At 65.0% G+C, this 25,146-nt stretch carries 24 protein-coding genes; 14 read left to right on the forward strand and 10 right to left on the reverse strand.

Annotation, left to right across the window (positions count from 1 at the left end):
- Positions 1 to 118 precede the first annotated feature (118 nt).
- Positions 119 to 1,060 carry a GAF domain-containing protein gene (locus BJA_RS24270; protein WP_011087597.1) on the forward strand — a complete coding sequence of 314 codons (942 nt, stop codon included), beginning with the start codon at positions 119 to 121 and terminating at the stop codon, positions 1,058 to 1,060.
- Positions 1,061 to 1,069: 9 nt separating this feature from the next.
- On the opposite strand, the gene BJA_RS24275 is transcribed toward BJA_RS24270, so the two are convergent.
- The gene (locus BJA_RS24275; protein ID WP_063921625.1) at positions 1,070 to 3,349 is read right to left on the reverse strand and encodes a ComEC/Rec2 family competence protein; all 2,280 of its coding nucleotides are present in this window, start codon (positions 3,347 to 3,349) and stop codon (positions 1,070 to 1,072) included.
- Positions 3,350 to 3,444: 95 nt separating this feature from the next.
- Complete coding sequence (locus tag BJA_RS24280) at positions 3,445 to 3,678, reverse strand: DUF2171 domain-containing protein (protein WP_038967854.1); 234 nt, start codon at positions 3,676 to 3,678, stop codon at positions 3,445 to 3,447.
- Positions 3,679 to 4,069: 391 nt separating this feature from the next.
- On the opposite strand from BJA_RS24280, the gene BJA_RS24285 reads away from it, so the two are divergent.
- A complete protein-coding gene (locus BJA_RS24285) occupies positions 4,070 to 5,398 on the forward strand; it encodes an MFS transporter (RefSeq protein ID WP_011087600.1) in 1,329 nt (442 codons plus the stop codon).
- 64 nt (positions 5,399 to 5,462) lie between these two features.
- Here BJA_RS24285 and BJA_RS24290 read toward each other — a convergent pair whose 3' ends face one another.
- The gene (locus BJA_RS24290) at positions 5,463 to 5,825 is read right to left on the reverse strand and encodes an SPW repeat protein (RefSeq protein WP_051000403.1); all 363 of its coding nucleotides are present in this window, start codon (positions 5,823 to 5,825) and stop codon (positions 5,463 to 5,465) included.
- A 236-nt stretch (positions 5,826 to 6,061) separates the two neighbouring features.
- Between BJA_RS24290 and BJA_RS24295 the strand changes: the two genes are divergently transcribed.
- Positions 6,062 to 6,244, forward strand: a complete 183-nt coding sequence (locus BJA_RS24295) for a hypothetical protein (protein ID WP_028171775.1) — start codon at positions 6,062 to 6,064, stop codon at positions 6,242 to 6,244.
- A gap of 126 nt (positions 6,245 to 6,370) precedes the next feature.
- Positions 6,371 to 7,801: a type I glutamate--ammonia ligase gene (gene glnA, locus BJA_RS24300; RefSeq protein WP_011087603.1), complete on the forward strand. Its 1,431-nt coding sequence runs from the start codon at positions 6,371 to 6,373 to the stop codon at positions 7,799 to 7,801.
- A gap of 46 nt (positions 7,802 to 7,847) precedes the next feature.
- Here the strand turns inward: glnA and BJA_RS24305 are convergent, their stop codons facing one another.
- Both BJA_RS24305 and BJA_RS24310 read right to left on the reverse strand, forming a co-directional pair.
- Positions 7,848 to 8,234 (reverse strand): YybH family protein, encoded by a 387-nt coding sequence (locus tag BJA_RS24305; protein WP_038967846.1) that lies wholly within the window; start codon positions 8,232 to 8,234, stop codon positions 7,848 to 7,850.
- A gap of 7 nt (positions 8,235 to 8,241) precedes the next feature.
- The gene (locus tag BJA_RS24310; RefSeq protein WP_011087605.1) at positions 8,242 to 9,918 is read right to left on the reverse strand and encodes a glutamine--tRNA ligase/YqeY domain fusion protein; all 1,677 of its coding nucleotides are present in this window, start codon (positions 9,916 to 9,918) and stop codon (positions 8,242 to 8,244) included.
- Between the two features lie 154 nt (positions 9,919 to 10,072).
- On the opposite strand from BJA_RS24310, the gene gltX reads away from it, so the two are divergent.
- The 9 genes from gltX to BJA_RS24355 all read left to right on the forward strand — a co-directional run bounded on the left by gltX (position 10,073) and on the right by BJA_RS24355 (position 20,109).
- Positions 10,073 to 11,500 carry a glutamate--tRNA ligase gene (gene gltX / locus BJA_RS24315; RefSeq protein ID WP_011087606.1) on the forward strand — a complete coding sequence of 476 codons (1,428 nt, stop codon included), beginning with the start codon at positions 10,073 to 10,075 and terminating at the stop codon, positions 11,498 to 11,500.
- Between the two features lie 167 nt (positions 11,501 to 11,667).
- A complete protein-coding gene (gene gltA / locus BJA_RS24320) occupies positions 11,668 to 12,972 on the forward strand; it encodes a citrate synthase (RefSeq protein WP_011087607.1) in 1,305 nt (434 codons plus the stop codon).
- A 101-nt stretch (positions 12,973 to 13,073) separates the two neighbouring features.
- Positions 13,074 to 13,778 (forward strand): hypothetical protein, encoded by a 705-nt coding sequence (locus BJA_RS24325; protein ID WP_236842064.1) that lies wholly within the window; start codon positions 13,074 to 13,076, stop codon positions 13,776 to 13,778.
- A gap of 147 nt (positions 13,779 to 13,925) precedes the next feature.
- Positions 13,926 to 15,104 (forward strand): ROK family transcriptional regulator, encoded by a 1,179-nt coding sequence (locus tag BJA_RS24330; protein WP_178372829.1) that lies wholly within the window; start codon positions 13,926 to 13,928, stop codon positions 15,102 to 15,104.
- Between the two features lie 58 nt (positions 15,105 to 15,162).
- Entirely contained in the window at positions 15,163 to 16,449 is a 1,287-nt protein-coding gene (locus BJA_RS24335; RefSeq protein WP_011087610.1) for an ABC transporter substrate-binding protein, read from the forward strand.
- Positions 16,446 to 17,369, forward strand: a complete 924-nt coding sequence (locus tag BJA_RS24340; protein ID WP_038967845.1) for a carbohydrate ABC transporter permease — start codon at positions 16,446 to 16,448, stop codon at positions 17,367 to 17,369. Before BJA_RS24335 ends, BJA_RS24340 begins: the two co-directional genes overlap by 4 nt.
- Positions 17,362 to 18,219: a carbohydrate ABC transporter permease gene (locus BJA_RS24345; protein ID WP_038967851.1), complete on the forward strand. Its 858-nt coding sequence runs from the start codon at positions 17,362 to 17,364 to the stop codon at positions 18,217 to 18,219. The genes BJA_RS24340 and BJA_RS24345 overlap by 8 nt, the downstream gene beginning before the upstream one ends.
- Before the next feature lie 10 nt (positions 18,220 to 18,229).
- Entirely contained in the window at positions 18,230 to 19,345 is a 1,116-nt protein-coding gene (locus BJA_RS24350) for an ABC transporter ATP-binding protein (RefSeq protein WP_011087613.1), read from the forward strand.
- Positions 19,342 to 20,109 (forward strand): SDR family NAD(P)-dependent oxidoreductase, encoded by a 768-nt coding sequence (locus BJA_RS24355; protein WP_011087614.1) that lies wholly within the window; start codon positions 19,342 to 19,344, stop codon positions 20,107 to 20,109. The genes BJA_RS24350 and BJA_RS24355 overlap by 4 nt, the downstream gene beginning before the upstream one ends.
- A 119-nt stretch (positions 20,110 to 20,228) precedes the next feature.
- On the opposite strand, the gene lpxB is transcribed toward BJA_RS24355, so the two are convergent.
- Genes lpxB through lpxA form a run of 3 tightly spaced genes read right to left on the reverse strand, consistent with a single transcriptional unit; the run spans position 20,229 to position 23,072 of the window.
- Positions 20,229 to 21,407 carry a lipid-A-disaccharide synthase gene (lpxB, locus tag BJA_RS24360; protein WP_011087615.1) on the reverse strand — a complete coding sequence of 393 codons (1,179 nt, stop codon included), beginning with the start codon at positions 21,405 to 21,407 and terminating at the stop codon, positions 20,229 to 20,231.
- A complete protein-coding gene (locus BJA_RS24365) occupies positions 21,404 to 22,261 on the reverse strand; it encodes an LpxI family protein (protein ID WP_038967850.1) in 858 nt (285 codons plus the stop codon). Before BJA_RS24365 ends, lpxB begins: the two co-directional genes overlap by 4 nt.
- 19 nt (positions 22,262 to 22,280) lie before the next feature.
- Positions 22,281 to 23,072: an acyl-ACP--UDP-N-acetylglucosamine O-acyltransferase gene (lpxA, locus tag BJA_RS24370; protein WP_011087617.1), complete on the reverse strand. Its 792-nt coding sequence runs from the start codon at positions 23,070 to 23,072 to the stop codon at positions 22,281 to 22,283.
- Positions 23,073 to 23,247: 175 nt separating this feature from the next.
- On the opposite strand from lpxA, the gene BJA_RS24375 reads away from it, so the two are divergent.
- The gene (locus BJA_RS24375; RefSeq protein ID WP_011087618.1) at positions 23,248 to 23,571 is read left to right on the forward strand and encodes a KTSC domain-containing protein; all 324 of its coding nucleotides are present in this window, start codon (positions 23,248 to 23,250) and stop codon (positions 23,569 to 23,571) included.
- Positions 23,572 to 23,596: 25 nt separating this feature from the next.
- On the opposite strand, the gene fabZ is transcribed toward BJA_RS24375, so the two are convergent.
- The gene (gene fabZ, locus BJA_RS24380; protein WP_011087619.1) at positions 23,597 to 24,058 is read right to left on the reverse strand and encodes a 3-hydroxyacyl-ACP dehydratase FabZ; all 462 of its coding nucleotides are present in this window, start codon (positions 24,056 to 24,058) and stop codon (positions 23,597 to 23,599) included.
- Positions 24,055 to 25,122: a UDP-3-O-(3-hydroxymyristoyl)glucosamine N-acyltransferase gene (gene lpxD / locus BJA_RS24385; protein WP_011087620.1), complete on the reverse strand. Its 1,068-nt coding sequence runs from the start codon at positions 25,120 to 25,122 to the stop codon at positions 24,055 to 24,057. Before lpxD ends, fabZ begins: the two co-directional genes overlap by 4 nt.
- Positions 25,123 to 25,146: the final 24 nt, after the last annotated feature.

Raw genomic sequence — 25,146 nt, forward strand, 5'->3', positions numbered from 1 at the left:
GATCAGGCTCGCACCTGCCCATCGCACGAAGTTTGCGCGGCCCTGCCTGAATTTTGAACGTCCGTTCCGCGGCCAGATCGCCGATGCTGTCAAAGGCTTGAGGCGGCGGACACGTTCGATGAAAACCTTCATTCGCGTCGTTGAACTCTGGGTGCCGGACCGGACGCGTATGCGGCTGGAATTCGGCGGCGGCCTCTACGGCGAAGGGCTGTCTGCGTTCAAGGCCGTGAGCGAGGACTTGCGCTTCGGATACGACGAGGGCCTTCCCGGCAAGGCCTGGGCCAGCGGCCATCCCGTGATCCTCACTAAATTCGCCAACTCCTATTTCAAGCGGACCGACCAGGCGCTCGCGGCCGGCCTCACCTGCGGCGTGGCGGTCCCGGTGTTTTCAGGCGAGTTTTTGCAGGCCGTCATGGTGCTGTTCTGCGGCGACGACGAGGCGCATGTCGGCGCGATCGAGCTCTGGCACAATGATCCCGATAGCTCCCACGAGATGGGGCTCGTCGACGGCTACTATGGCACCGCCGACATGTTCGAATTCAACTCCCGCCACACCAGGTTTCCCCGCGGCTTCGGTCTGCCCGGACGCACCTGGAAAGCGGGCCTGCCGCTGATCATCAAGGACCTGCACAACGCCAGGAGTTTTCTGCGCTGGGAAGACGCCGCCGAGGTCGGGATCAATCTCGGCGTCGGCGTGCCCTATCGGACCGGCACCGACCAGACCTGGGTGCTGACTTTCCTGTCCGCACAGGCGACGCCGATTGCGCGACGCTTCGAGATCTGGGTGCCGAACGAGGCCCGTTCGGCACTGGTCTTTCGCGCCGGCGATTGCAGCGCGCAGACAGACCTTGCCGCGCTCTATGCGGACAAATCCATCGCCAGGGGCGACGGCAGCATCGGCGGAGCCTGGGCCACCGGAATGCCCGCGCTCAACGACGATCTCGGGCACGACGGCTCGGCCGCAGCCGCGGAGGCCCGCGCAATCGGACTGAGCCAGATGGTGGCCCTGCCGGTAATCGGGAGTGCCGGGCTCGAAGCCGTGCTGGCCTGGTACCTATAGCCCGTCCGCTCAATCCTCGGCCTGCAGGTCGGCCTCGGACGGCGTCGCGTCCCGGTTACGGGGGGCCGCCGCCTGCGGCGCAAGGCTCGCGCTGAAATCGCCCTCGCCGGCGGTCGCCGGCGACCACGGACGATCGGTGCCTCTCGCTTTCACCGCCTGAACCGCAAAGCCGTCGCCACGCCGTGTCAGCGCGAGCGCGCCTTGCGCGGCGAGTCGCTGCCGGTCGACCACCATCGCCACACAATCCGCTGGCGCCGGCCGCGCCGTCACCACCAGCGCAGCGCGGCTGCAATCATCCGCCAGAGCGTCGATGCGCAAGGCCAGCGCGACCAGGCGCCCGTCGGCGAGCGGCGTCACGCAGCCGGCCTCGTCGCACGACACGCCGGCGGCGAGCGAGGGACTACCGGCATCGCGCGGATCGGCGTCGGCAGCCAACCACTCCTTCAGCAGAAAGCCGTCCTTGTTCGCCCGGATCATTTGCAGGTGCCCGTCCCTGCCCCGCACCGCGACACTCTGGCCGTCCCCGGCGATCAGAATATCCGGCTGCCGGTCTGCCAGCCCCCAGAGGATCGCGACCAACAGCACCAGCGCGCCTGACCAGCGTAAGGGCGTGCGCAGCAGGCCCATCACGATGATCCCGAGGCTCGCCGCGATCAGCGGCGCAATGCCGAACGCCGGGATGCGGCCGACCGCGCCCGGCAGCGCGGCCACCCAGCGCGAGACCGCGACCATCCAGTCGATGCCGATCCCCATCAGCCACCAGAACACGCCGTCGAGCCCGAACGGCGCCGCGAGCAATCCGAGCAGTCCCGCCGGCATCACCAGCGCCGACACCACCGGCATCGCCCCGAGGTTGGCAAGCACGCCGAACGGGGTGACGCGGTGGAAGTGGAAGGCGGCATAGGGCGTGGTCGCAAGCCCCGCGATCAGCGAGGCCAGAAACAGCATCGCGATCTCGCGGCCGCCCCACATCGCGATGCGCGCGGTCGCCGAATGATCGGGCGAAGCGAACAGGTTCGGCATGCCGATCTGCACCAGCGCAACCAGCCCCAGCGTTGCCGCAAACGACATCTGGAAGCTCGGATGCACCAGCGCTTCGGGCGCGACCGCGAGCACGATCAACGCGGCCACGGCCAGCGTGCGGAAGGTGATGGCGCGTCGGTCGACCATGACGGCGATCAGCACCACGGCGGTCATGAAGAACGAGCGTTGCGTCGCGACCTCCGCGCCCGAGAGCAGCAGATAGAATGCGGCGGCCACCAGCGCCGCAGCCGCCGACCATTTCTTGATGGGGAAGCCGACCGCCAGTCCCGGAATCAGAGCGAGCAGCGCGCGGACCGCGAAGAACACGACGCCGGCGACCACCGCCATGTGGTAACCGGAGATCGAGAGCACATGGCCCAGCCCTGAAATGAACATGGCATCGTTGACGGGCGTGGTGATCGCGTCGCGCCGCCCCGTCAGCAGCGCCGTCGCGATCGCGCGATTGTCGCCTTCGAGCGTTGCCCGGACGCGCGCGTCGATCGCATCGCGCAGGCCCTGCATGAAGGCGGCATAGCGCAGCCGCAAGCCACCGGCATCGGGCGGCACCGCAGCCGCGATCGCCCCCATCACGAAGCCGGAGGCGCCGATGCCCTGGAAAAACATGTCGCGCGAGAAATCGTAGCTGCCGGGGCGCACCGGCGAAATCGGCGGCATCAGCCGCGCCTTCAACTGCACGAAGCTGCCGACCTCCGGCGCAGTCCCCTTGCGCACCGAGAGGCGCACGCGCTCCAGCTTCACCTCGCTCCGCTGCGCCTCCATCGCGGCGACACGCAGCACGAAACGGTCGGTGCGCTCGCGGATGTCGCGCGTCTCGACGAAGCCCGACAACGCCACCGAATAGAGCGGTTTTGCGAGAACGGTGTGAGCAATGCGCGCCGTCTTCCAGGTCGCCACGGCAAAACCGGCCGCAATCGCCGCGATCATGATCGCGGGGGCGAACAGCCGGCTCCGCCGCAACAGGACGGCGCCAAGCATGAGCGCGGCCGCGATCGCGGCAACGACCCACAGCACCGGCTCGTGATCGGCGGTAAAGTAGAGTGCGATGCCGCTGCCGAAGGCGACCGGCACCCACGGCAACAGCCGCCCGGCGCCGGCCTCCGCGCGCATCCATGCGCGCAGCGCCTCGACGAGTGCGGGCCAGGCGCCAAAGCCCGCCGGCGCAAACCCGCCGGCCGGAGCAGCCCGGCCAACGGGCCAGGTCCCCGCAATCCCTTGGGACCGTGCTGGCCGGCCCGGCTCCGCCATTCCCTGCACCTTGCGATACGCGACGGAGGCCGAGGCTACCGGAACGTGCACGGCGGCGAATAGCGGTACAGATCAGGAACGAACTCGATCGAGCCCTACTTTTCCTCTTCCATCGTCACGGCGACATCCGCCTTGGCCGACAGCCGGACCTTGTTGCCCTCGACGCCGGCGACGAGGCCCTTGTCGATGAAGTGATGATGGCCCCTGTGGCTGCCCTCGCCGCTGTCCTTCTTGGTCAGCTTGATCCGATGGCCCTCGACCTTGTCGACGGTGCCGATGTGGACGCCGTCGGCACCGATGACTTCCATATGCTCTGCAATGTTCTGCATGGCGGGCTCCTCGTTGGGGACCCACACAACGCCCGAGAGGTCCTTTCCGTTCATTCGTGACACGACCGCCCGGCGCGATGGGCGACCGTTCTGTCTCTGGACGGGGCAGCCTGGGTTCGGGTCGATTGAGCCGAAAGTCTCATAAGGGGCCGGCCTTGGCAGGATTAAACTGCTCTCCACGCCTCCCCCGCACAGACGGGCCAGGTCGTGACAGCTCGCGGTACCGAAGGCCGCCGAAGCTCTTCTCAGGTGGTTCAAGGTTCCTCTGAGACCAGGCGTTGCGGACGCAACTCGCAATTCTCGCCTGTAGCGTCGCACACCAAACGCACTCCGCGAGCGAACTGGCGCTGAAATGCGCGAGGAGTGGGTTTGAATTTGATAGGAGCAGCACATGGCAGTTCAAGTACCGCACGATTTCCGCCGCGTGATCGTTGCTGCATCGGTGGGAAACGTCATCGAATGGTATGATTTCTATATCTTTGGCAGCCTGGCCGCCGTTCTGTCGGTCAAGTTCTTCGAGCAATCCCACCCGGTTGCAGCCCTCCTCAGCACCATCGCTCTGTTCACTGCGGGCTTCCTGATCCGCCCCCTGGGAGCCTTCCTCTTTGGATGGATGGGTGACAGGGTCGGACGAAAATATACATTCCTCATCACGCTGAGCGGAATGGGACTGGGTACGGGAGCAATCGGGTTGATCCCGACCTACCAGTCCATCGGTCTAACGGCGGCGTTCGTTCTGTTCGGCTTGCGCATGATCCAGGGTCTGTGCCTGGGCGGCGAATATGGCGGCGCCATCACCTATGTCGCGGAGCATGTGCCGGACGACAAGCGCGGCTACTACACCGGCTGGCTACAGACCTCTCCGACTCTCGGCATCGTGGTGTCGCTGGCCGTGATCGTCCTGACACGGACCTGGTTCGGCAATCAGGTCTTCGACGAATGGGCCTGGCGCGTTCCGTTCCTGGTGTCTTTCCTGCTGGTGGCCATCGCGATCTACATTCGGCTCCAGCTCCAGGAGACGCCGATCTTCCAGGAGATCAGGGCCCGCGGCCAAATGACGACGAACCCGTGGAAGGAGGCCTTCCTCAGCTCCAACATCAAATACATCGGGATCGCGATCGTGGTCCTGATCGGACAGGGCGTGGTCTGGTACAGCGGCCAGTTCTGGGCGCTGTACTTCCTGCAGCAGGTCTCCAAGGTGGATGCGCTGACCTCGGCCTACATCGTGGGAGCCGCGCTGCTGATCGCAACGCCGAGCCTGATCTTCTTCGGCTGGCTGTCGGATCAGATCGGCCGCAAGCCGGTGATCCTGGGCGGCATGCTGCTCGCTGCGATCACGTACTATCCGCTCTATCTGTGGCTGGGAACGGTCACGCAGCCCGGCAACATCAACTATCCGACCGCGATCTTCATTATCTTCATCCTGGTTTGCTACGTCGGGATGGTGTACGGGCCGGTCGGCGCGTTTCTGGCGGAATTCTTCCCCGCCAGGATCAGGTACACGTCGGTCTCCGTGCCGTACCACATCGGCAACGGTTGGGGTGGCGGATTAGTGCCGTTCATCACCTCGGCGGCATTCGCCGCGACCGGCAGCATCGGCTACGCGCTGATCTACCCGATTGCGGTGCCTGCGGTGTGCTTCGTGCTTGCGGTCTTCCTGATGCCGGAGACTCGCAAGATCAGCATCTGGCAACCGATCGAGCCCAGAGCCGCATTGTAACGTAACCACCTCTCCTCCGGCCGCCAGCCGATGGCGGTCGGAGAGAAGCCGGCAACCTCTCGTCTCAGCCGGCGCGGTGAGGCCAGTGATCGTGCCACCAGGTGCTGAAGTCGCGATCGGTTATCAATTCCCAAGCAGCGAGCAAGATCACCAATAGGCCCGACAATACGCTGCTGACCGTGGCCGATACCGGCTCATAGCCAATGGACCAAGGCGCCAGCACCAGAGCCAAGCCCAGCAGCATTTCGCCCCACTCTTCCAGGTAGGACGGGACGACAAAGGCCTCCACGGCAAACAGCATGACGCCGAGCCCGAGTGCGATGGTGATCCAGACAGCAGCCCCGGATAAGCCGAGGACCAAGGACGACAGGACCAGCCACACGCCCACCAACAGGCTACCAGCGTCTTGCCAATGTTGGATGCGCATGATGCTCACCTCCCTTCTCGTATTGATGTGGGGGCGCGCCGATGAAGAATCATCCCTCCGACCTGCGCTGTGTTGCCGCGACCAGGAGCCGGCGCCCCGTCCGGCCGCCCATGCCCCGGAAAGGGCCCTTGCAAGTGCGGCGCACCAGGATGCAGACTATCGGCGCTTGACAGGTGTCAATGTCTGCCGTTCTCGGCCCACCCGGTTCGCGCCCAGAACAAGAGGGAGATGACGCCATGCGAGAAATGGAAATCCACGATTATGCGCGGCAGTTGCTGGAAGCCCATGGCCCGAAGGCCATTGCGGAGGCCGCTCAAAACGCCATCGACCTCGAGCAGAAGGGCGAGCTCGAATTGGCAAAAACCTGGCGGCACATCGAAGACGCGATGAAGCTGATGCGCGGGCCACATCAAAGCTGACTGCCGTCGCGCGAAGCTTGCCTGACTGCGGCGACAACGCCGAACGTGGACCACAGTCCGTCGCGAGCCGCCAGGTTGCGGCCGAACGGCTACGCGATCTCGGGACGCTGACCTGGGAGCGAAGCCATGGTTGCGAAATGTACGACAGCCGAAGACCTCGTGAAGGCGATCACGGACGAGAAAGTCCAGATGATCGATTTGCGGTTCACCGACCTGCCGGGGGTGTGGCAACATTTTTCCGTCCCCCCGAGCGCGGTGAATGCCGATGCACTCAATGAGGGCATTGGATTCGATGGCTCATCGATCCGAGGCTTCCAGGAGATCCAGGAAAGCGACATGCTGGTCGTCGCCGATCCGACGACGGCATTCGTCGACCCCTATAGTCCGGCCAAAACGCTGGTTCTCATCTGCAACATCCGCGACCCCGTGACCGGCCAGTCCTACAGCCGGGATGCCCGCTACATCGCCCAGAAAGCCGAAATCCACCTTAAGGGCACCGGGCGCGCCGATACGAGCTATTTCGGCCCGGAAGCGGAGTTCTTCGTCTTCGACGAGGTGCGCTACGCACAGGGCATCAACTACGCCATGCACGCAGTCGACTCCAGCGAAGGCAGCTGGAACACCGGCTCTGAGGAAGGGCCGAACCTCGGCCACAAACCGCGCCCGAAGGAGGGATACTTTCCCGTTCCCCCGACCGACAGCATGCAGGCGCTACGCACCGAAATGGTGCTGACAATGGAATCTCTGGGGATCCAGATCGAGGCCCATCACCATGAAGTCGCAACCGGCGGCCAAAACGAGATCGACATGCGCTTCACCACCCTCACCCGGATGGCCGACAACCTGATGATCTACAAATACGTGGTGAAGAACACCGCGCATCAGCACGGCAAGACCGCGACATTCATGCCGAAGCCGCTGTTCGAGGACAACGCTTCGGGCATGCACGTTCACCAATCGCTCTGGAAGGGTGAGACCAATCTGTTCTACGACAAAGGTGACTACGCCGAGTTGAGCCAGCTCGGCCGCTACTATATCGGCGGGCTATTGAGCCACGCCTGGGCGTTGTGCGGGCTTTGCGCCCCCACGACGAATTCCTATCGGCGTCTGGTGCCGGGCTATGAAGCTCCGATCAACCTCGTCTACTCCCAGCGCAATCGCTCCGCCTGCTGCCGGATTCCAATGTATTCGCCGAATCCGCGCGCCAAGCGCGTCGAGTTTCGTTCGCCGGATCCGTCCTGCAATCCCTACCTGGCCTTCGCGGCAATGCTGATGGCTGGCCTCGACGGTATCGACAAGCAGATCGACCCCGGCAGCCCGATCGACAAGAATCTCTACGACCTCCCGCCTACTGAGGCGAAGGAGGTGAAGTCCACGCCAGGATCGCTGGACCAGGCGCTCGACGCGCTCGAGCGCGATCACGCATTCCTGCTACGCGGCGACGTCTTCACCGCCGACGTGATCGAAACCTGGCTCGACTACAAGCGCAAGAAGGAGGTCGACCCGATCCGCCTGCGACCTCATCCCTACGAGTTCCATCTCTACTACGACATCTAGCGGGCGGCGACCGCGCACCTGGCGGAACGGGCGGAGCCCTCCGCTGCTAGATCATCGGGACCCTCGACGAGGCGTGGTGATTGACGATCTTCCAGTCGGCGTCCTCGCGCGTGATGACCCAGCTCATCTTGACGACGAGTTCCGGGCGTTCGCCCGCGAAATCGAACGACACGATCGCGGCCATGTTGATGATATCAGGACCGGCCTGCGCGGCCTGCACCTCGGAAAACGCAGCACTCGGCTTGCGCCATCGCGGCAGGCCATTGAAGTAATCGGCAACGCCGTCCCTGCCCCGATAGAGCTTCGGGTTAGAGCCGAAGAAGAACGCGCTCTTGGCATACAGCGACGACAGCGCGGCCGCATCGAGATTTGCGAAGCCGGCGCACCATTTCGCGATGATGGCGGAAACGATGGCGTCGGCCTCACTGCTCATGAGTGCCTCAACCTTTCGCGACTTCCTTCGCGAACGTGTCGCGCAGGCCGATGGTGCGTGAAAACACCGGCTTGCCGGGCGTCGAGTCCTTGTCGCGCACGAAATATCCCTGGCGCTCGAACTGCATCGGCTCGGTGGAATTGCTCTCCGCGACCGATGCCTCGACTCGGGCATTGCTGAGAATCTCCAGCGACTGCGGATTGAGATCGGCGGCAAAGTTCGAGGCGTCCGGGCTCGGGTTCGCGAACAGCTGGTTGTAGATGCGGATCTCCGCCGGCTTCGACGCTGCCGCCGACAGCCAGTGCATGGTCGCCTTGACCTTGCGGCCGTCGGGCGCATTGCCGCCCCTGGTCGCGGGATCGTAGGTGCAGCGCAGCTCCACCACCTCGCCGCTCTCGTTCTTGATCACGCCGGTGCATTTGACGAAATAGGCGTAGCGCAGCCGGACCTCGTTGCCGGGCGACAGGCGGAAGAACTTCTTGGGAGGGTTCTCCATGAAGTCGTCCTGCTCGATATAGAGCTCGCGGCCGAACGTGATCTTCCGCGTGCCGGCGGAGGGATCGTCCGGATGGTTGATCGCCTCGAGCTCCTCGGTCTGCCCTTCCGGATAGTTCTCGATCACGACCTTGAGCGGCTTCAGCACCGCCATGCGACGCTGCGCGGTGCGGTTCAGCTCCTCGCGGATGCAGAATTCGAGCATGCCGACATCGACCACGCTGTTGGCCTTGGCGACGCCGATGCGCTTGACGAATTCACGCAGCGCCGCCGGCGGCACACCGCGACGGCGCATGCCCGCCATGGTCGGCATGCGCGGATCGTCCCAACCCGCGACATGGCCCTCGCGCACGAGCTGGGTCAGCACGCGCTTCGAGAGCAGCGTGTAGGTCAGGTTCAGCCGCGCGAACTCGTACTGGTGCGGCTTCGACGGCACCGGCAGCTTCTCGATGAACCAGTCGTAGAGCGGCCGGTGGTCCTCGAACTCCAGCGTGCAGATCGAGTGCGTGATGCCCTCGATCGCGTCCGACTGGCCGTGGGCATAGTCGTAGCTCGGATAGATGCACCATGCGTTGCCGGTGCGCGGATGATGCGCATGCAGGATGCGGTACAGCACGGGATCGCGCAGATTGATGTTGCCCGCGGCCATGTCGATCTTGGCCCGCAGCACGCGCGCGCCGTTGGGGAATTCGCCCGCCTTCATGCGGCGGAACAGGTCGAGGTTCTCATCCACGCTGCGGTCGCGGAATGGCGAGTTCTTGCCGGGCTCGGTCAGCGTGCCGCGGGAGGTGCGGATCTCCTCCTGGGTCTGGTCGTCGACATAGGCGAGCCCGTCGCGGATCAGCGTCTCCGCCCATTCGTACAGGCGGTCGAAATAATCCGAGGCAAAGAACAGGTTCTTGCCCCAGTCGAAGCCGAGCCAGTGCACGTCGGCCTGGATGGAATCGATATATTCCTGCTCTTCCTTGACCGGATTGGTGTCGTCGAAACGCAGATGGCAGCGACCCGGAAACTCCTGGGCGATGCCGAAATTGAGCGCGATCGACTTGGCGTGGCCGATATGCAGGTAGCCGTTCGGCTCCGGCGGGAACCGGGTCACGATCTCCCTGTATTTGGCCTGATCGAGGTCGGCCTGGATGATGTCACGAATGAAATCGCGCCCAACCTCAGCTGCCACCGGTTCTGTCATTACGAAAATCCTGTAGGGAAATCAGCGGTCCTTCTGCCAAATTCGCGAGGCTGAGCCAAGAGCATAAGCAAGGCCTGGCAGGTCCGCCGTGGGCTTTAGTTATGCTCCGGTCCTGCTATACACCACCGCTTCCAATGCATAGGCCCTGCCAAGAATGACCGATTCCGTCGTCACCCGCTTTGCTCCCTCGCCGACCGGCTTCCTCCATATCGGGGGTGCCCGCACGGCGCTGTTCAACTGGCTCTATGCGAAGAAGCATGGCGGCAAGATGCTGCTCCGGATCGAGGACACCGACCGGGAGCGCTCTACGGAGGCGGCGATCGGCGCCATCCTCGACGGGTTGAAATGGCTCGAGCTCGGCTGGGACGGCGACGTCATCTACCAGTTCAGCCGCGCCGCCCGCCACCGCGAGGTCGCCGAGCAGCTGCTTGCCGACGGCAAGGCCTATCGCTGCTACGCCACCGCCGAGGAGCTCACCGCCATGCGTGAGAAGGCGCGCGCGGAGGGCCGCACTCGCCTCTATGACGGCATGTGGCGGGACCGCGACCCGGCCACGGCACCGAGCGACGTCAAGCCCACCATTCGCCTGCGCGCGCCGCAGACCGGCGAGACCGTGATCGAGGACCAGGTCCAGGGCCGCGTGGTCTGGCAGAACGAGAACCTCGACGACCTCGTCCTTTTGCGCGGCGATGGCAACCCGACCTACATGCTCGCGGTGGTCGTGGACGACCACGACATGGGCGTCACCCACGTCATCCGCGGCGACGACCATCTGATCAACGCCGCCCGCCAGAAGCAGATCCATGATGCGATGGGCTGGGCGCTGCCGAGCATGTCCCACATCCCCCTGATCCACGGCCCGGACGGCTCGAAGCTGTCGAAGCGCCACGGCGCGCTCGGCGTCGACGCCTACCGCGCCATGGGGTACCTGCCGGCCGCACTCCGCAACTACCTCGTGCGGCTCGGCTGGAGCCATGGCGACCAGGAGATCTTCTCGACCGAGGAGATGATCGCGGCGTTCGACCTCTCGAGCGTAGGCCGCGCCGCCGCTCGCTTCGACTTCGCCAAGCTCGAAAACCTCAACGGCCATTACATCCGCCACGCCGACGATCAATCACTCGTGAAGATGTTCGAGGATGTGCTGGACCACGTCGTGCCCAGCCGCGACGAGCTTAAGGCCAAGTTAAACGACACCACGCGCGCGCAGCTTCTCAAGGCCATGCCGGCCCTGAAGGAGCGCGCCAAGACGCTGATCGAGCTGATCGACAGCGCCTATTTCATCTTCGCCGACCGGCCCCTGGAGCTCGATCCCAAGGCGCAGGCGCTGCTGACGCCCGACAACCGCAAGCTGATCGGCCAGCTTCATTCCGCGCTGGAGAATGTCGAGACATGGAGCGGCGCCACGACGGAAGCCGCGCTGCGCGCCTTTGCCGAGGAAAATAGTCTCAAGCTTGGCGCGGTCGCCCAGCCGCTGCGGGCGGCGCTGACCGGACGGACCACGTCGCCTGGTATATTTGAGGTTTTGGACGTGCTGGGACGCCAGGAAAGTTTGGGTCGGCTTAAGGATCAGGCCAAGGACTAGGCAAGGACCAGGCTAGACGTAAGTCGAGCATGCGCGGCGCCATCTTGCAGCGCACACAGCAATAATATACCCATCTCCCCCGTACCTTCTGGAACATCCGGCCTGCCCCACCATGTTATTGGGGCCTTCCGGGTCCGGCCCGTTTCACCATACATCGGGGACCTACGATGGACGCAAAAGCAAGCAATAAGACCGCCACGCTGACGGTCGGAAACAAGAACTACGATCTCCCGATCCACAGCGGCAGCGTCGGGCCTGATGTCATCGATATCGGCAAGCTCTACGGCCAGTCGGGCCTGTTCACCTATGACCCGGGCTTCACCTCGACCGCGAGCTGCCAGTCCAAGATCACCTATATCGACGGCGACGCGGGCGTGCTGGAATACCGCGGCTATCCGATCGAGCAGCTCGCCGAGAACGGCGACTTCCTGGAGACCTGCTACCTCCTGCTCTACGGGAACCTGCCGACCGCCGCGCAGAAGAAGGATTTCGACGACCGCGTGATCCATCACACGATGGTGCACGAGCAGATGGCCCGCTTCTTCCAGGGCTTCCGCCGCGACGCCCATCCGATGGCCGTCATGGTGGCCTCCGTCGGCGCGCTCGCCGCGTTCTACCACGACTCCACCGACATCAACGACCCGAAGCAGCGCATGATCGCTTCCATGCGCATGATCGCGAAGATCCCGACGCTGGCGGCGATGGCCTACAAGTACACGATCGGCCAGCCCTTCGTGTATCCGAAGAACTCGCTGAAGTTCGCCGAGAACTTCCTGCACATGTGCTTCGCCGTGCCGTGCGAGGAGTACAAGATCAATCCGGTGCTGGCTGACGCGCTGGACAAGATCTTCATCCTGCACGCCGACCACGAGCAGAACGCCTCGACCTCGACGGTGCGCATCGCCGGCTCCTCCGGCGCCAACCCGTTCGCCTGCATCGCCGCCGGCATCGCCTGCCTCTGGGGCCCGGCCCACGGCGGCGCCAACGAAGCCGCGCTCGCGATGCTCGCCGAGATCGGTTCGGTCGACAAGATTCCGGAATTCATCGCCAAGGTGAAGGACAAGAACAGCGAAGTCCGCCTGATGGGCTTCGGTCATCGCGTCTACAAGAACTACGATCCGCGCGCCAAGATCATGCAGAAGATGTGTCACGCCGTGCTCAAGGAGACCGGCCATGGCGACGATCCGATGCTGAAGGTGGCGATGGAGCTCGAGAAGATCGCGCTCAGCGACCAGTACTTCATCGACCGCAAGCTGTACCCGAACGTCGACTTCTATTCGGGCATCACGCTGAAGGCGATGGGCTTCCCGGTCTCGATGTTCACCGTGCTGTTCGCGGTCGCCCGCACCGTCGGCTGGATCAGCCAGTGGAGCGAGATGATCGAGGATCCGCAGCAGAAGATTGGTCGTCCGCGCCAGCTCTACACCGGCGTCACCCGCCGCGACTACGTGGCGATCAAGGATCGCAAGTAAGTCTTCAGCCAGCACGGCTTTCGAAACGGCGCCATCTCACGATGGCGCCGTTTTTGTTTGGCAGGATACCGGGAACAGCGAGCATAGCGCAGGGCGAGCCGATGCGGATCACGAACCCGGTGGACGGATGGCTGCAGGTCGCGGCCTGTTCGCCGTTCCCCGATGCGGCCGGCGAGATGGTGCTTTATCCCCGGTGCGACATTGACGGGGTCGTCACCGCGGAGCGCGTCGCGGCGACCGCCGTGCGGTACAGCGCTTACGACGTTCCCAAGCCGAAATGGCCGCGCCCCGGGACGGTGCTTCCGGTCACCCTGGACCTCGCTGATCCCACACGGTTCAGGATCGAATGGGATTTGGTGCCGACCGAGCGAGACGCGTCCGAACGGCTCGCGGAGCATTTGCGCGGCGAGCAGCAGGCCGACACGCCAAGCCGCCGGCCGTTTCCCGGCATCTGGCGCGAGGTGGAGCACTCGGCATCGTCGCCCGGTCTGGTCAATGGCCTGACGCCTCAGCAGATGGAGATTGCGCTCGCCGGCGGCGCTGGAGCCCTGGGTTTAGTCCCGACCACGGCGAAGGTGTTAACCGCGCACGAGGTGCAACCGAGCAGCGCGCCGGGCGGGACGTGGGACATTACGGTCTCGGTGAGCGACCCGAGCGGCGGGCCGGGTTGGGAAGCAGTCACGCGCATGTCATTCAGCAGTTCAAGCCGCCGCGAAAGCCGCACCGCCGTCGGGGGCGAGTTGCCAGTCCTGGTCGACCCGGACAATCGCAACCGGATCGTCGTCGACGTCGCCCGTCTCTCCTGAGTGGTGTCGCTGCTCTGCGAATGCAGGTTGCGCTCATCAATCTTGTTGCCGCGCACAACAACAAGTCGGTGCCTCTCCCCCGCAAACGCTTGACAGTTGAAACGCTCCGCGCGCAAATTCTTACACTAAGTAAGAATGACGACAGGGATGGAAATGCCGGAGCAGCCGAGAAGTCGGCGGCAGACGCGGGCTGCCATTTTGACTCATCTGCTTCAGTCGGGCGGTTCGTTTCGCCCGCCTCTGGCCAAGGCCGTGCGCCTGTCGGAAGCGAGCCTGTCGCGCATCCTGTTTGATCTGAAGGCCGAAGGCCTGATCGAGGAGGTGCGGCGCCCTGCCCCTTACGTCGGCGGCCCGACGGGCCTGGTGTCGCTCGATGGTTCGGTGGCGCTTGCGGCCGTCGAGCTGACCGGCCAGTGGCTCAGCGTCGGCGTTGGGACCTTGTCGGGCGAGTTGCACTATACGGAGCGTGTGGCGCTACCGGCAAAGCCCACAGCCGAGTCTGTCGGCCGGGTGTTTCGCGAGGCGCTGACATTGCTGCGCGACTGGACGCGGCGCCGCCGCATCGCGCTTGCGCAGATCGGCGTCTCCATTCCGGGCCTCGGCCGACTGAGCATATCGACCAATCCGATCATCCCCTGCGACATCGCGCGCATCGGCGCCATGCTCGCCCAAATGTTTGCCGGCGTGCCGGTGGAGTTCACCAATTCGGTCGTCGCACACGCCACCTTTCACCGCTGCCGCAGGGAGAACTATCCGTTCAGCGGCGCGCATCTCTTCGTCTTCGTCGGCCAGGGCGTCGCAGGCACCTGGGTGGACGATCCGACCGAGGCCGATGCACTCCAGCCGGTCGAACTCGGCCACATGGTGTTCGGCACCGACGGACCGCGTTGCCGCTGCGGCCATCACGGTTGCGTCGAAGCCTATACGTCGCTTCCCGCCCTGGCCGAGCTCCTTGGTGTTTCCGAGGCCGAACTGCTTCAGCTAGGCAGCGATTGGGTGACCGCGGTCCCGCTCTCGGCGCGCGCGCGCCAGGAACTGCGGCGGCGGCTGTTCCGGCTCGGGCTCGCGATCGGCAACACGCTGAACGTCAAGCCATGCCGCGGCGTTGCAATCAGTGGCTGGCCGTCGCTCCTTGCGGAGGACGATCGAAAGGCGCTGGTCGACGGCGTCGACGCCAGCCTGCTCGGCGGCCCTGAGCATGCGCAGGTGTCGCTCGCTTTCGTGCCGCCCTCGAATGGCAATGATCCCAGGGCCGCGCTGGCGTTCGCTGCCTTCTGCCTCGCTTGCCGCGGCGGTATGCCGGCCGCATCGACGGAGGCCGCCTGAGATGCCCTGAAGCTGCGCGGCTGTCGCGCAAGAGAGTTCACACCGGGAGGAACTTGCCATGCCGATCACAACAACAAGGCGCCGTCTGCTCGCTGGGTCTGCTGCCGCGCTCGCGCTGCCGGCATTTGCCCGCGCGCAAGGCGCGGTCAAGCCGCGTTTGACCGCGATCTCGCAATGGTCCGCAGGCAGCGACGGCGCGGCGATCACCGCGCTCGGCAAGAAATTCGAGGAGAAAGGCGGGGTCTGGCAGCACTCGCCCGTCCCCGGGTTCACCACCGAGATGATGAACAAGCTGCGCGCTCAGATCATTGCCGGCGATCCGCCGGCATGCTCGCAGCTCAAGGGCCCCGAGATCGCGGCCTGGTCGAAGATCGCCCCGACCGTCGATCTCGACGCTGTCGTCGCTGCTGCAGGTTACGAGAAGGTCGTCGCGCCAGACCTCGCGAAATTGCACAAGCCGGGCGGCAAGTGGATCGCGCTGCCGTTGCAGATCTACAGCACCAACATGCTGTTCCTCTCCAGGCGCGCGATGGACAAGGCCAAGGCCGACAAGATCCCGGTCACCTGGGCCGACTTCAATGATCTCGCCGAAAAGATGAAATCAGGCGGCGTCGCATATCCCGTTGCCAATGGCGGCACCCGCCCCGACGATGGGCAGAAATTCGAGGCCGCTCTGGCGGGCATCAGTCCCATCGCATACCGCGCGGCCATCATGAATCTCGAGAAGAAAACTCTGGAGGGTCCCGAGATCAAGGCCGCGTTCGCACAGGTGCGCAAGATCGCCGACTGGATGGACCCCAACGTCGGCGCCCAACACTTTTCGACCAACCTGAAGCGCTTCATCGACGGCGACATGGGCATGATGATCATGGGCGGTTGGGCGCAGGGCGTATTGCGCAATGCCGGTTTCAAGCTCGAGGACTTCATCATCGCGCCAGGCCCCAGCGACAACGCCAAGCCGGTCTTCCTGTTGAATGCCGATGCCTTCATATTCTGGCAGCGCAAGGAGCCCGACCTACAAGCCGGCCAGACGCTGATGGCCCAGCTCGTCATGGATCCCGCGATCCAGACGATGTATTCGCAGATCACGGGATCGATCCCCGTGCGCACCGATGTCGATCTGTCCGGCGAAGGCTGGTCGGACGGTCAGCGGCGGACCGCAGCTGCTCTGAAAGATGCCATCGCCAGCAATCAGGCGGTCCTCAGCCTCGCGCACAATATGGCGCAGGAAAACGGGATGACCGCGGCGATGATCGATGTGATCACGGAGTACGTGAAGAACAAGACGATCAAGCCGGAGCAGGCGGCCACACGCCTCGCCGAGGCCGTCGAGGGCGCACGTTGACCAACGTCGTCTCGACAGGACTGGGCCGGCCGGCGGCCTCTGACGTGGTGCGCCGGCTGCCCGAAGTTCTGACGATCTGGGTGCCGCTGCTGTTGTCGGCTGCGCACCTCATTGCGTTTTCGCTGTGGACGATCTGGATATCGTTCACGCCATCCACTCTGGTCCCGGTCTCGGGCTGGGTGGGTTTGCGCAACTATTCCGCGGTTGCGGCATCGCGAAACTGGCAGATCGCCCTCGACAATCTGCTGCTCTTTGGCAGCGCCTTCGTGTTGCTGAGTCTGGCGACCGGCCTCATGCTTGCGATCCTGCTCGATCAGCGCATTCGCGGCGAGAACCTGCTGCGATCCATCTTCCTGTACCCCCTGGCGGTGTCGTTCGTGGTCACGGGCACGGTCTGGAGCTGGCTGCTCAACCCCGGCCTTGGAATCCAGAAGCTGGTCCACGACCTCGGCTGGACTTCCTTCCGGTTCGACTGGCTGATCGACCGCGACATGGCCATCTGGACCATTGTCATCGCTGCGATCTGGCAATCCTCGGGCTTTGCCATGGCGCTCTTCCTCGCCGGCCTCCGTTCCGTCGATGCCGACCTGATCAAGGCCGCGCAGATCGACGGCGCCGGACCGATCCGGATGTACCGCCGCGTCATCCTGCCGACGCTGTGGCCGATCACCATCACCGTCATCGTCATCCAGCTGCAGTTCGCGATTTCGACCTTCGACCTCGTCCGCGCGCTCACCAATGGCGGGCCTGGAATCGCGACGCAGCTTCCAGCGCTTGTCGTCTATGACCTAATGTTCCAGCGCAGCCTGCTCGGACGAGGAGCGGCGGCGGCAGTGCTCATGCTGCTCATTCTTCTCGCGGTGCTGCTGCCCTATGCAGCGTGGCGATATGTCCAGCGGCGGCGGGCGAACCATGCGTGACCGAACCTTCGCACCAAGCCGGATTTTGATCTATCTCGTCGTTTTCTTGATCGCGGTAGCATGGCTCGCGCCACTGGCTGTTGTCGTGCTGAATTCGCTCCGCAGCAACGAGGAGATCGCGCAGGGGTCGATGATCGGCTGGCCGCAACATCTGGCCTGGAGCAATTACGCCACCGCCTGGAGCGGCTTCTGCGTCGCCGAGACGTGCGCCGGCATCCGGCCATACGTGCTGAACTCCGCGCTCGTGACCGTTCCCGCGACGATCTTCTCCACCCTGCTTGGTGCGATCGCCGGTTACGCGGTTTCGCTCTGGCGCTTTCGCGGCGACAGCTGGATTTACGGTATCGTCACGCTCGGCATCTTCCTTCCGCAGCAGATGCGTTTGCTGCCCTGGACCATCGTGCTGCGCGATACCGGCCTGATGAACACGCTGACGGGCCTGGTCGTGATCCACACGATCCAGGGGCTTTCCTTCACCACCTTGTTCTGCCGCAACTACTACACTGCCATCCCGCAGGAGTTGATCAGAGCCGCGCGAATCGATGGCGCCGGGTTCTTTCGTATTTTCTGGCGCATCATCCTGCCGCTCTCGCCGCCTATCCTGGTCGTCACCGTGATCTGGCAGTTCACGCATATCTGGAACGAGTTTCTCTACGGCGTGACATTCACGACCGGTCAGCAGCAGCCGGTCACCGCCGCGCTGATCGCCCTGTCCGCCGCGGTCGCCGATATCCCGCAGCATGGCGTGCAAAGCGCCGCGGTGATGATCGCCGCTCTGCCGACCCTGCTGATCTATCTGATCGGCGGCAAGTACTTCGTACGCGGCCTGACCGCCGGAGCCGTGAAATGATGGAGCCGTCATGGCAGCGCTGAGCATCCGTGCCTTGTCCAAGCGCTACGCCAATCTGGAGGTGCTGAAGGGCATCGATCTCGATATCGAGAGCGGCGAGTTCACCGTGCTGGTGGGGCCGTCCGGCTGCGGCAAGTCCACGCTGCTCAACATCGTGGCCGGTCTCGATCGCCCGAGCGCGGGGACGATCGAGATCGGCGGACGCGTCGTCAACGACGTCCCGCCCAAAGACCGCGACATCGCCATGGTGTTCCAGTCCTACGCGCTCTATCCGTCCATGACGGTGCGCCAGAACATCACCTTCGGCATGGAATGCCGGCATGTGCCGAAGGCCGAGCAGGAGAAGGCACTGGCGAATGTGGCTCGCCTGCTCCAGATCGAACCCCTGCTCGGCCGCAAGCCGTCGCAGCTCTCCGGCGGCCAGCGTCAGCGCGTGGCGATGGGCCGGGCGCTGGTGCGCGATCCCCTGCTCTTCCTGTTCGACGAGCCGCTCTCCAATCTCGACGCAAAACTGCGCGTGGAGATGCGGATGGAGATCAAGCGCCTGCACCAGCGCATCGGCGCCACCATCGTCTATGTCACCCACGACCAGATCGAGGCAATGACGATGGCGACCCGGATCGCGGTGATGCATCGGGGCGTGGTGCAGCAGTTTGCCGACCCCGATACCGTGTATCGTTATCCCGCCAATCTGTTCGTCGCCCGCTTCATGGGCTCGCCGCCCATGAACACGATGCCCGCACGGCTCGATGCCGACGCCGACGGGCCGGTGGTCGTGATCGGCGCGGGACGCCCGGACGAGGTCCGTCTCCGCCTCCAGGGTTACGATGCCGCGGCGTCCTATGTCGGCCGCGAGGTGGTGCTCGGGATCAGGCCGGAATGCATCGCCGAGGGGGACCGCGTGTTCTCCGGTAGTACCGGCACACCGGTCGTCGTCACCGCGCCGGTCGAGATGGTCGAGCCCACCGGGGCCGAGACGATCGTCCTGCTGCGGCTTGGCGGCGAGCCCGCGCAGGCGCGCATCTCGCCCGACATCCGCCCCACGCCGGGCGCCGTGGCGCCGTTCGCGCTCGACACCCGCCGCATCTGCCTGTTCGACCCCGAGACGGAGCGACTGATCGCATGACCCAGACGAGCTATGCCGGCCTCGCGGACCGCGTGGTGCTGATCACCGGTGGCGCCAGCGGCATCGGTGCCGCCTTCGTGCGCGCCTTCGCCGCCCAGGGTGCCCGCGTCGCGTTCCTCGATATCGACGAAGCGGCCGGCGGATCGCTGGTTGAGGAGGTCGCGGCCGCGTCCGGCGCGGCACCACTTTTCGTGCGCTGCGACCTCCTGGACATCGACGCCTTGCGCGCCGCGATCGCGCAGGTCCGCGGATCGCTCGGCGATGCCGCGGTCCTCGTCAACAACGCCGCCAACGACCAGCGCCAGGTGCTGGCCGAGGTGACGCCATCCGAGTTCGACTGGATGATCGGCGTCAACCTCAAGCACGTCTTCTTCGCCGCACAAGCCGTCGTGCCGCAGATGCAGGCGCGCGGCGGCGGCTCGATCATCAACATGTCGTCGATCGCCTGGATGCGCGGCGGGCCGGCGCTGCCGGTCTACGCCGCGGCAAAGGCGGCGATCGTCGGCTTCACCAACTCACTGGCGCGGCTGGTCGGTCCCGACCGCATCCGCGTCAACGCCATTGCGCCTGGCATGGTGATCACCGAACGCCAGCGCCGGCTGTGGTATCCCGACGAGCAGACCATCGCCGAGATTCGCACGCGTCAGGCCATTCCCGATGCAGTGACGCCCGACGACATCGCCAACATGGCGCTGTATCTCGCCTCCGATGAGAGCCAGCGCATCACGCGTCAGTGTTTTCAGGTCGACGGCGGCTTGGGTTAGAGCGTGATCCGGAAGAGTATCGTAGGGTAGGCAAAGCAAAAGCGTGCCCACCTTCTCTCCGCCACCGAGAAAGGCACGGTGGGCACGCCTTCGCTTTGCCCACCCTACAAGGCCGTCGTCTACCGCCGCCCCTTACGCATGGTCGCCAGCACGATGTCGGCGGCGAGCACGCTCGGCGCTTTGTTGCCTGTGGACATGATGGTGTCGAGACGGGCGAAGGCTTCGACCTGCCGGCGGCGCATATCGCTGTCCGTGAGCACCTCTGACAGCGCCGGCGCGAGCTTCTCCGGCGTGCAGTCTTCCTGCAAAAACTCCGGAATGACATCCTCACCGATCACGAGATTGGCAAGGATCACCGAGGAGACGCGGATCGCGCGGCGCAGGATGAAGGCCTCGATGGCGCCGACGCGATAGGCCGTCACCATCGGAATGCCCGATAGCGCCAGTTCCAGCGTCACCGTGCCGGATTTCGCCAGCGCGGCGTGCGCGATCCGGAAGGCGGCGCGCTTCTCGGCCTCGCCGATCACGATCTGCGGCTTGACCGGCCAACTGGCGATGCCTTCGCGGACGGTGGCTTCGAGATGCGGCATGGTCGGCAGCATCAGTTCGAACGCGCGCCCCTCCGCCTGCAACCGGCCGAGCGCCGCGCCAAACACCTCGATATGATGCCGGATCTCGCTGCGCCGGCTGCCGGGCAGCACCAGCAGCACCGGCAGCTCACTGTTGCGGCGCTTCTGCTCCTCCGCATTCGGCCGCAGCGACCCCAATTGCTCGATCAAGGGATGGCCGACATAGCTGCATGGCGGCCCGCCGAGCTTGCGGTATTCCTCCGGCTCGAACGGCAACAGGCCGAGGACGTGATCGACATAGCCGAGCATGGTCCGCGCCCGTCCCGGCCGCCAGGCCCAGAGCTGCGGCGAGACGTAGTCGACGATCGGGATCGCAGGATTGCGCGCCCGCACGCGGCGCGCGACGCGATGGGTGAAATCGGGGCTGTCGATGATGACGAGCGCGTCGGGCACGGCCTCCAGCACGGCGTCCGCGGTCTCGCGGATCAAGCGCAGGATCTTCGGCAATTGCTGCACCACCGCGGCGAAACCGACGATCGACAGCTCCTCGATCGGGAACAGCGTCTCGAGCCCCTCGCGCGCCATGGTGCGGCCGCCGACGCCTTCGAACTGCACGCCGTCGCCGAGGCGCTGGCGCAGCACCTTCATCAAGGCGCTGCCGAGCCGGTCGCCGGATTCCTCCGTGGCGATCAGGAAGATCTTTCGCTTGGGATCGCGACCCTGCATCACGCCGGCAGGCCGATGATGAAGAGGTACTTTGCGTCGGCGAGCGCGATCATCGCCTGCGGCTCGGCGGCAATGGTGTTGCCGGCGATCACGGCGATGCCGGCAAGGCCGGCTCTCGCGACGCCCTCGATGGTGCGCGGGCCAATCGTCGGCAGGTCGAAACGCAGGTCCTGGCTGCTCTTCGGCGCCTTCACCAGCACGCCGCGGCCCGTCGCCGCGCGAATGCGGCCCTCCTCGCGCAGCCGCGCGACGCGCGCGAGCAGCGCGTCGGTGCCCTCGATATCCTCGACCGCCACCACATGGCCGTCGATCACCACGGCGGCCTGGCCGATGTCGAACGGCCCGAGCGCGGTCAGGACCGCGCGGCCGCGCTCGATGTCGGTCTTGCTGGTGTCGCTCGGCCAGGCGCGGCTGATGCAGCCCTCGGGCATCAAGAGGTCGGGCGCAACGTCCTTGATCCCGACCATGCGAAAGCCGCCTTGTTCGAGAATGCGCCCGACGCCCGACAGCAGATGATCGTCCCCGCCGCGAAAGGCACGGATGACATTGCCGAGCAACCGCAATGTCGTGAAGTCGAACCGGATCTCCGAGAGCGAAGGCCGCACCAAGGTGCCGATGAAGATGAGGTCGCGGCAGCCCTCCTCGCGGAACAGCCGCATCGCGCGCCCGAGCTGGCCGACTGAGATCCAGCGGTGGCGGAACTTTTCCACCTGCACCGGATCGCAGGCGCCGCGCAGCGGAAACAGCACCGGCGTGATGCCGCGCGTGGCGAGCGAGTCGGCAACCGCAAACGGCATGGCGCCGCCGCCGGCGACCACGCCGACGGGCGATGAAATCCCTGCCGCCGCCGATGTCATGTCCGCGGCCATCGCAGGTTCACTTCTCGATGGCGGGAAGACAGAGCGGACGCTTGCCCTTGCCGATGAAGCCGAGGATCTCGGCGATCGCCGGATCTTCGCCGGCCAGCGGCCTGGACGCTTCGAGCCGCTCGGCGAAGGTGCCTGGGCCGTGGAAGAGCTTCTGGTAGAACGCGCGCACGGTCGCAAGCCGCTGCTTGGTGAACTTGCGCCGCTTCATGCCGATCAGGTTGAGGCTCTCCAGCACCGCATATTGACCGTTGACCAGCCCATAAGGGATGACGTCGTCGCGTACGCCGCAGACCCCGCCGACCATGACATACGGGCCGATGCGCGTGAACTGATGCACGGCAGACAGGCCGCCTATATAGACGGCATCGCCGATCTCGCAATGGCCGCCGAGCGTCGCCGACGTCGCGAAGATCACGCTGTCGCCGACCATGCAGTCATGGCCGACATGGCTGTTGTTCATGAAGTAGCCGCCGCTGCCGACGCGCGTCAGCCCGCCGCCCTTGATGGTGCCGACGTTCATCGTCGCGCCTTCGCGGATGGTGCAGCCCGAGCCGATCTCGAGCCGGGTCGGCTCGCCCTTGTAGCTCAGATCCTGGGGCGCGCCGCCGAGCACCGCGAACGGCGAGATCACGCAGTTGTCGCCGACCGAGGTGTGGCCGATGACGGTGACCTGTCCGATCAGCTTGCAGTTCGCGCCGATCACGGCATTCGGGCCGATGATGCAATAGGGGCCGATCTCGGTACCCTCGCCGATCACGGCGCCGTCCTCGACCCGTGCGGTGGGATCAATCTTGCTCATCAAGCAATCTAACTCGTCAAGAAGGTCTGGTTATGTGTTGAAGTCGTTCGGTTTTCCGCTGGTTAGCCCGACTATGCCCGATCTGTCCAGTGACGTATGATCTCGACGTGTTTCACGTGCCGGATGAGGCGGCCTTCCCGGCCCATCAACACGTTCATGCGGAGCTTCAGCTATCGTGGTCAGGGCCCTGGCAATACTGCTCGCACAGCTCGCGGCCGCACCGGTCGTCTCCGAGACGGTCGAGACCGGCGGACACCGGCCCGTCGACCTCGCGACATTCGAATGCCGCGACATCACCCGCAGCACGGTGCTTCAGCGCGTCTGCTACGACCGCGCGCAGCAGGACCTGATCGTCGCGATCAACGGCGCGTATGACCGCTACTGCGGCGTTGATCCCGAAACGGTCGACAGCCTCCTGGGCGCGCCGTCCATGGGCCAGTTCTTCAACCGGAAGATCAGACGCGAGGCAGCGGGCAGCCGCTACGATTGCGGCGTATGAGCCCGTCCGCGGGGTCGTAAGCCACTCAGTCGGTCAGCATGGCGCCGACGTCGGCCTCGGCGACGACTTGGCCGTTGACCTTGGCATCGCCGTGAAACCACCACATGGTTTTGCGGCGGCCAAGCGAGCGCATGTGATACTCGATGGTATCGCCAGGGAGCACGGGCTTGCGGAACTTGCACTTGTCGATGGTGAGGAAATAGACCGCGCGCGGTTTCTCGGTGCCCTCGACCGACTTGATGCCGATCACGCCCGCCGTCTGCGCCATCGCCTCGATCATCATGACGCCGGGATAGACCGGGCGCTCGGGGAAATGCCCCTGGAAGGCCGGCTCGTTGAAGGTGACGTTCTTGATGCCGATGCCGCTGTAATCGGCGCGGATGTTGATCACGCGGTCGATCAGCAGCATCGGAAAGCGGTGCGGCAGCGTCTGGAGGATCGCGTTGATGTCCACCAGCTCGAACTTAATAGGAGATCCCTCCGTCATTCCCGTCCCTCGTCCTTCGGATCGGCCCTGCTGTCGCGTACCAGGCGCTCCACCGCGATAATTTCCTTGAACCACTGCTTGGTCGGCTTGGCGAAAAAACCACCCCAGCGTCCGTTCGGCGGGATGTCGTCCTTGACGCCGCTCATCGCAGTGACCTGGGCTCCGTCGCCGATCTTGAGGTGATTGTTGATGCCAACCTTTGCTCCCAGCGCCACATTGTCGCCGATGGTCAAACTGCCGGCCAGCCCGATCTGGGCCGCCAGCAGGCAATTCCGGCCGATCGTCACATTGTGGCCGATCTGGACCTGGTTGTCGATTTTGGTGCCCTCGCCGATCACGGTGTCGCGCAGGGACCCACGATCGATGGTGGTGCCAGCGCCGACCTCCACATTGTTCTGGATCAGCACGCGCCCGGTCTGCGGCACCTTCAGGTGCCCCTCAGGGCCGAAGAAGATGAAGCCGTAACCGTCCTGGCCGATCGAGCAGCCCGGATGGATCAGCACATCGTTGCCGATCAGCGCGCACTGGATGGCGGTGCGGGCGCCGACATTGCAGTCCCGGCCGATCTTGACGCCGGGGCCGATCACGGCGCCGACGCCGACCACCGTGCCGCTGCCGATCTCGACATCCGCACCGATGACCGCCAGGGGGTCGACGATCACGCCGTCCTCGAGCCGGGCCGTGGGATCGATGATGGCCGACGGCGCGATGCCGTCATTGCCGACCCAGGATTGCGGCCTCAGCGCGTCGCCATGCCATTCCCGCGCGATCCTGACGAAGGCGCGAAATGGCTGCGCCGCCCGCAGCACGGCGACGTGTGCGGGCACCTGGGCCTCGAAGCGCGGGCTGACCAGGCAGGCACCCGCTCTGGTCGCCTTGAGCTGATCGGCATATTTGAGGTTGTCGAAGAACGCCAGATGCATCGGGCCGGCTTCGTCGAGCGAGGCCAGGCCCGTGATGACGTGATCGCCCCTGGTGGGGTCGACCAGCAGCGCCTTTGTCAGCGTGGCAATATCGGCCAGCGCCGTCGCAGGCGGCTTTGTGAAGAAGGTCGGCTGCGCCATTCCACCCCGTCGCGGCCCGGCTTC

It is taken from the genome of Bradyrhizobium diazoefficiens USDA 110, assembly GCF_000011365.1.
Classification (GTDB): domain Bacteria; phylum Pseudomonadota; class Alphaproteobacteria; order Rhizobiales; family Xanthobacteraceae; genus Bradyrhizobium; species Bradyrhizobium diazoefficiens.

What these genes read in the sequence shown, in the direction of transcription:
- BJA_RS24270 (WP_011087597.1), top strand. Translation starts at nt 119, where the DNA reads ATGAAAACCTTCATTCGCGTCGTTGAACTCTGGGTGCCGGACCGGACG.
- BJA_RS24275 (WP_063921625.1), bottom strand. Translation starts at nt 3,349, where the DNA reads ATGGCGGAGCCGGGCCGGCCAGCACGGTCCCAAGGGATTGCGGGGACC.
- BJA_RS24280 (WP_038967854.1), bottom strand. Translation starts at nt 3,678, where the DNA reads ATGCAGAACATTGCAGAGCATATGGAAGTCATCGGTGCCGACGGCGTC.
- BJA_RS24285 (WP_011087600.1), top strand. Translation starts at nt 4,070, where the DNA reads ATGGCAGTTCAAGTACCGCACGATTTCCGCCGCGTGATCGTTGCTGCA.
- BJA_RS24290 (WP_051000403.1), bottom strand. Translation starts at nt 5,825, where the DNA reads ATGCGCATCCAACATTGGCAAGACGCTGGTAGCCTGTTGGTGGGCGTG.
- BJA_RS24295 (WP_028171775.1), top strand. Translation starts at nt 6,062, where the DNA reads ATGCGAGAAATGGAAATCCACGATTATGCGCGGCAGTTGCTGGAAGCC.
- glnA (WP_011087603.1), top strand. Translation starts at nt 6,371, where the DNA reads ATGGTTGCGAAATGTACGACAGCCGAAGACCTCGTGAAGGCGATCACG.
- BJA_RS24305 (WP_038967846.1), bottom strand. Translation starts at nt 8,234, where the DNA reads ATGAGCAGTGAGGCCGACGCCATCGTTTCCGCCATCATCGCGAAATGG.
- BJA_RS24310 (WP_011087605.1), bottom strand. Translation starts at nt 9,918, where the DNA reads ATGACAGAACCGGTGGCAGCTGAGGTTGGGCGCGATTTCATTCGTGAC.
- gltX (WP_011087606.1), top strand. Translation starts at nt 10,073, where the DNA reads ATGACCGATTCCGTCGTCACCCGCTTTGCTCCCTCGCCGACCGGCTTC.
- gltA (WP_011087607.1), top strand. Translation starts at nt 11,668, where the DNA reads ATGGACGCAAAAGCAAGCAATAAGACCGCCACGCTGACGGTCGGAAAC.
- BJA_RS24325 (WP_236842064.1), top strand. Translation starts at nt 13,074, where the DNA reads ATGCGGATCACGAACCCGGTGGACGGATGGCTGCAGGTCGCGGCCTGT.
- BJA_RS24330 (WP_178372829.1), top strand. Translation starts at nt 13,926, where the DNA reads ATGGAAATGCCGGAGCAGCCGAGAAGTCGGCGGCAGACGCGGGCTGCC.
- BJA_RS24335 (WP_011087610.1), top strand. Translation starts at nt 15,163, where the DNA reads ATGCCGATCACAACAACAAGGCGCCGTCTGCTCGCTGGGTCTGCTGCC.
- BJA_RS24345 (WP_038967851.1), top strand. Translation starts at nt 17,362, where the DNA reads ATGCGTGACCGAACCTTCGCACCAAGCCGGATTTTGATCTATCTCGTC.
- BJA_RS24350 (WP_011087613.1), top strand. Translation starts at nt 18,230, where the DNA reads ATGGCAGCGCTGAGCATCCGTGCCTTGTCCAAGCGCTACGCCAATCTG.
- BJA_RS24355 (WP_011087614.1), top strand. Translation starts at nt 19,342, where the DNA reads ATGACCCAGACGAGCTATGCCGGCCTCGCGGACCGCGTGGTGCTGATC.
- BJA_RS24365 (WP_038967850.1), bottom strand. Translation starts at nt 22,261, where the DNA reads ATGACATCGGCGGCGGCAGGGATTTCATCGCCCGTCGGCGTGGTCGCC.
- lpxA (WP_011087617.1), bottom strand. Translation starts at nt 23,072, where the DNA reads ATGAGCAAGATTGATCCCACCGCACGGGTCGAGGACGGCGCCGTGATC.
- fabZ (WP_011087619.1), bottom strand. Translation starts at nt 24,058, where the DNA reads ATGACGGAGGGATCTCCTATTAAGTTCGAGCTGGTGGACATCAACGCG.
- lpxD (WP_011087620.1), bottom strand. Translation starts at nt 25,122, where the DNA reads ATGGCGCAGCCGACCTTCTTCACAAAGCCGCCTGCGACGGCGCTGGCC.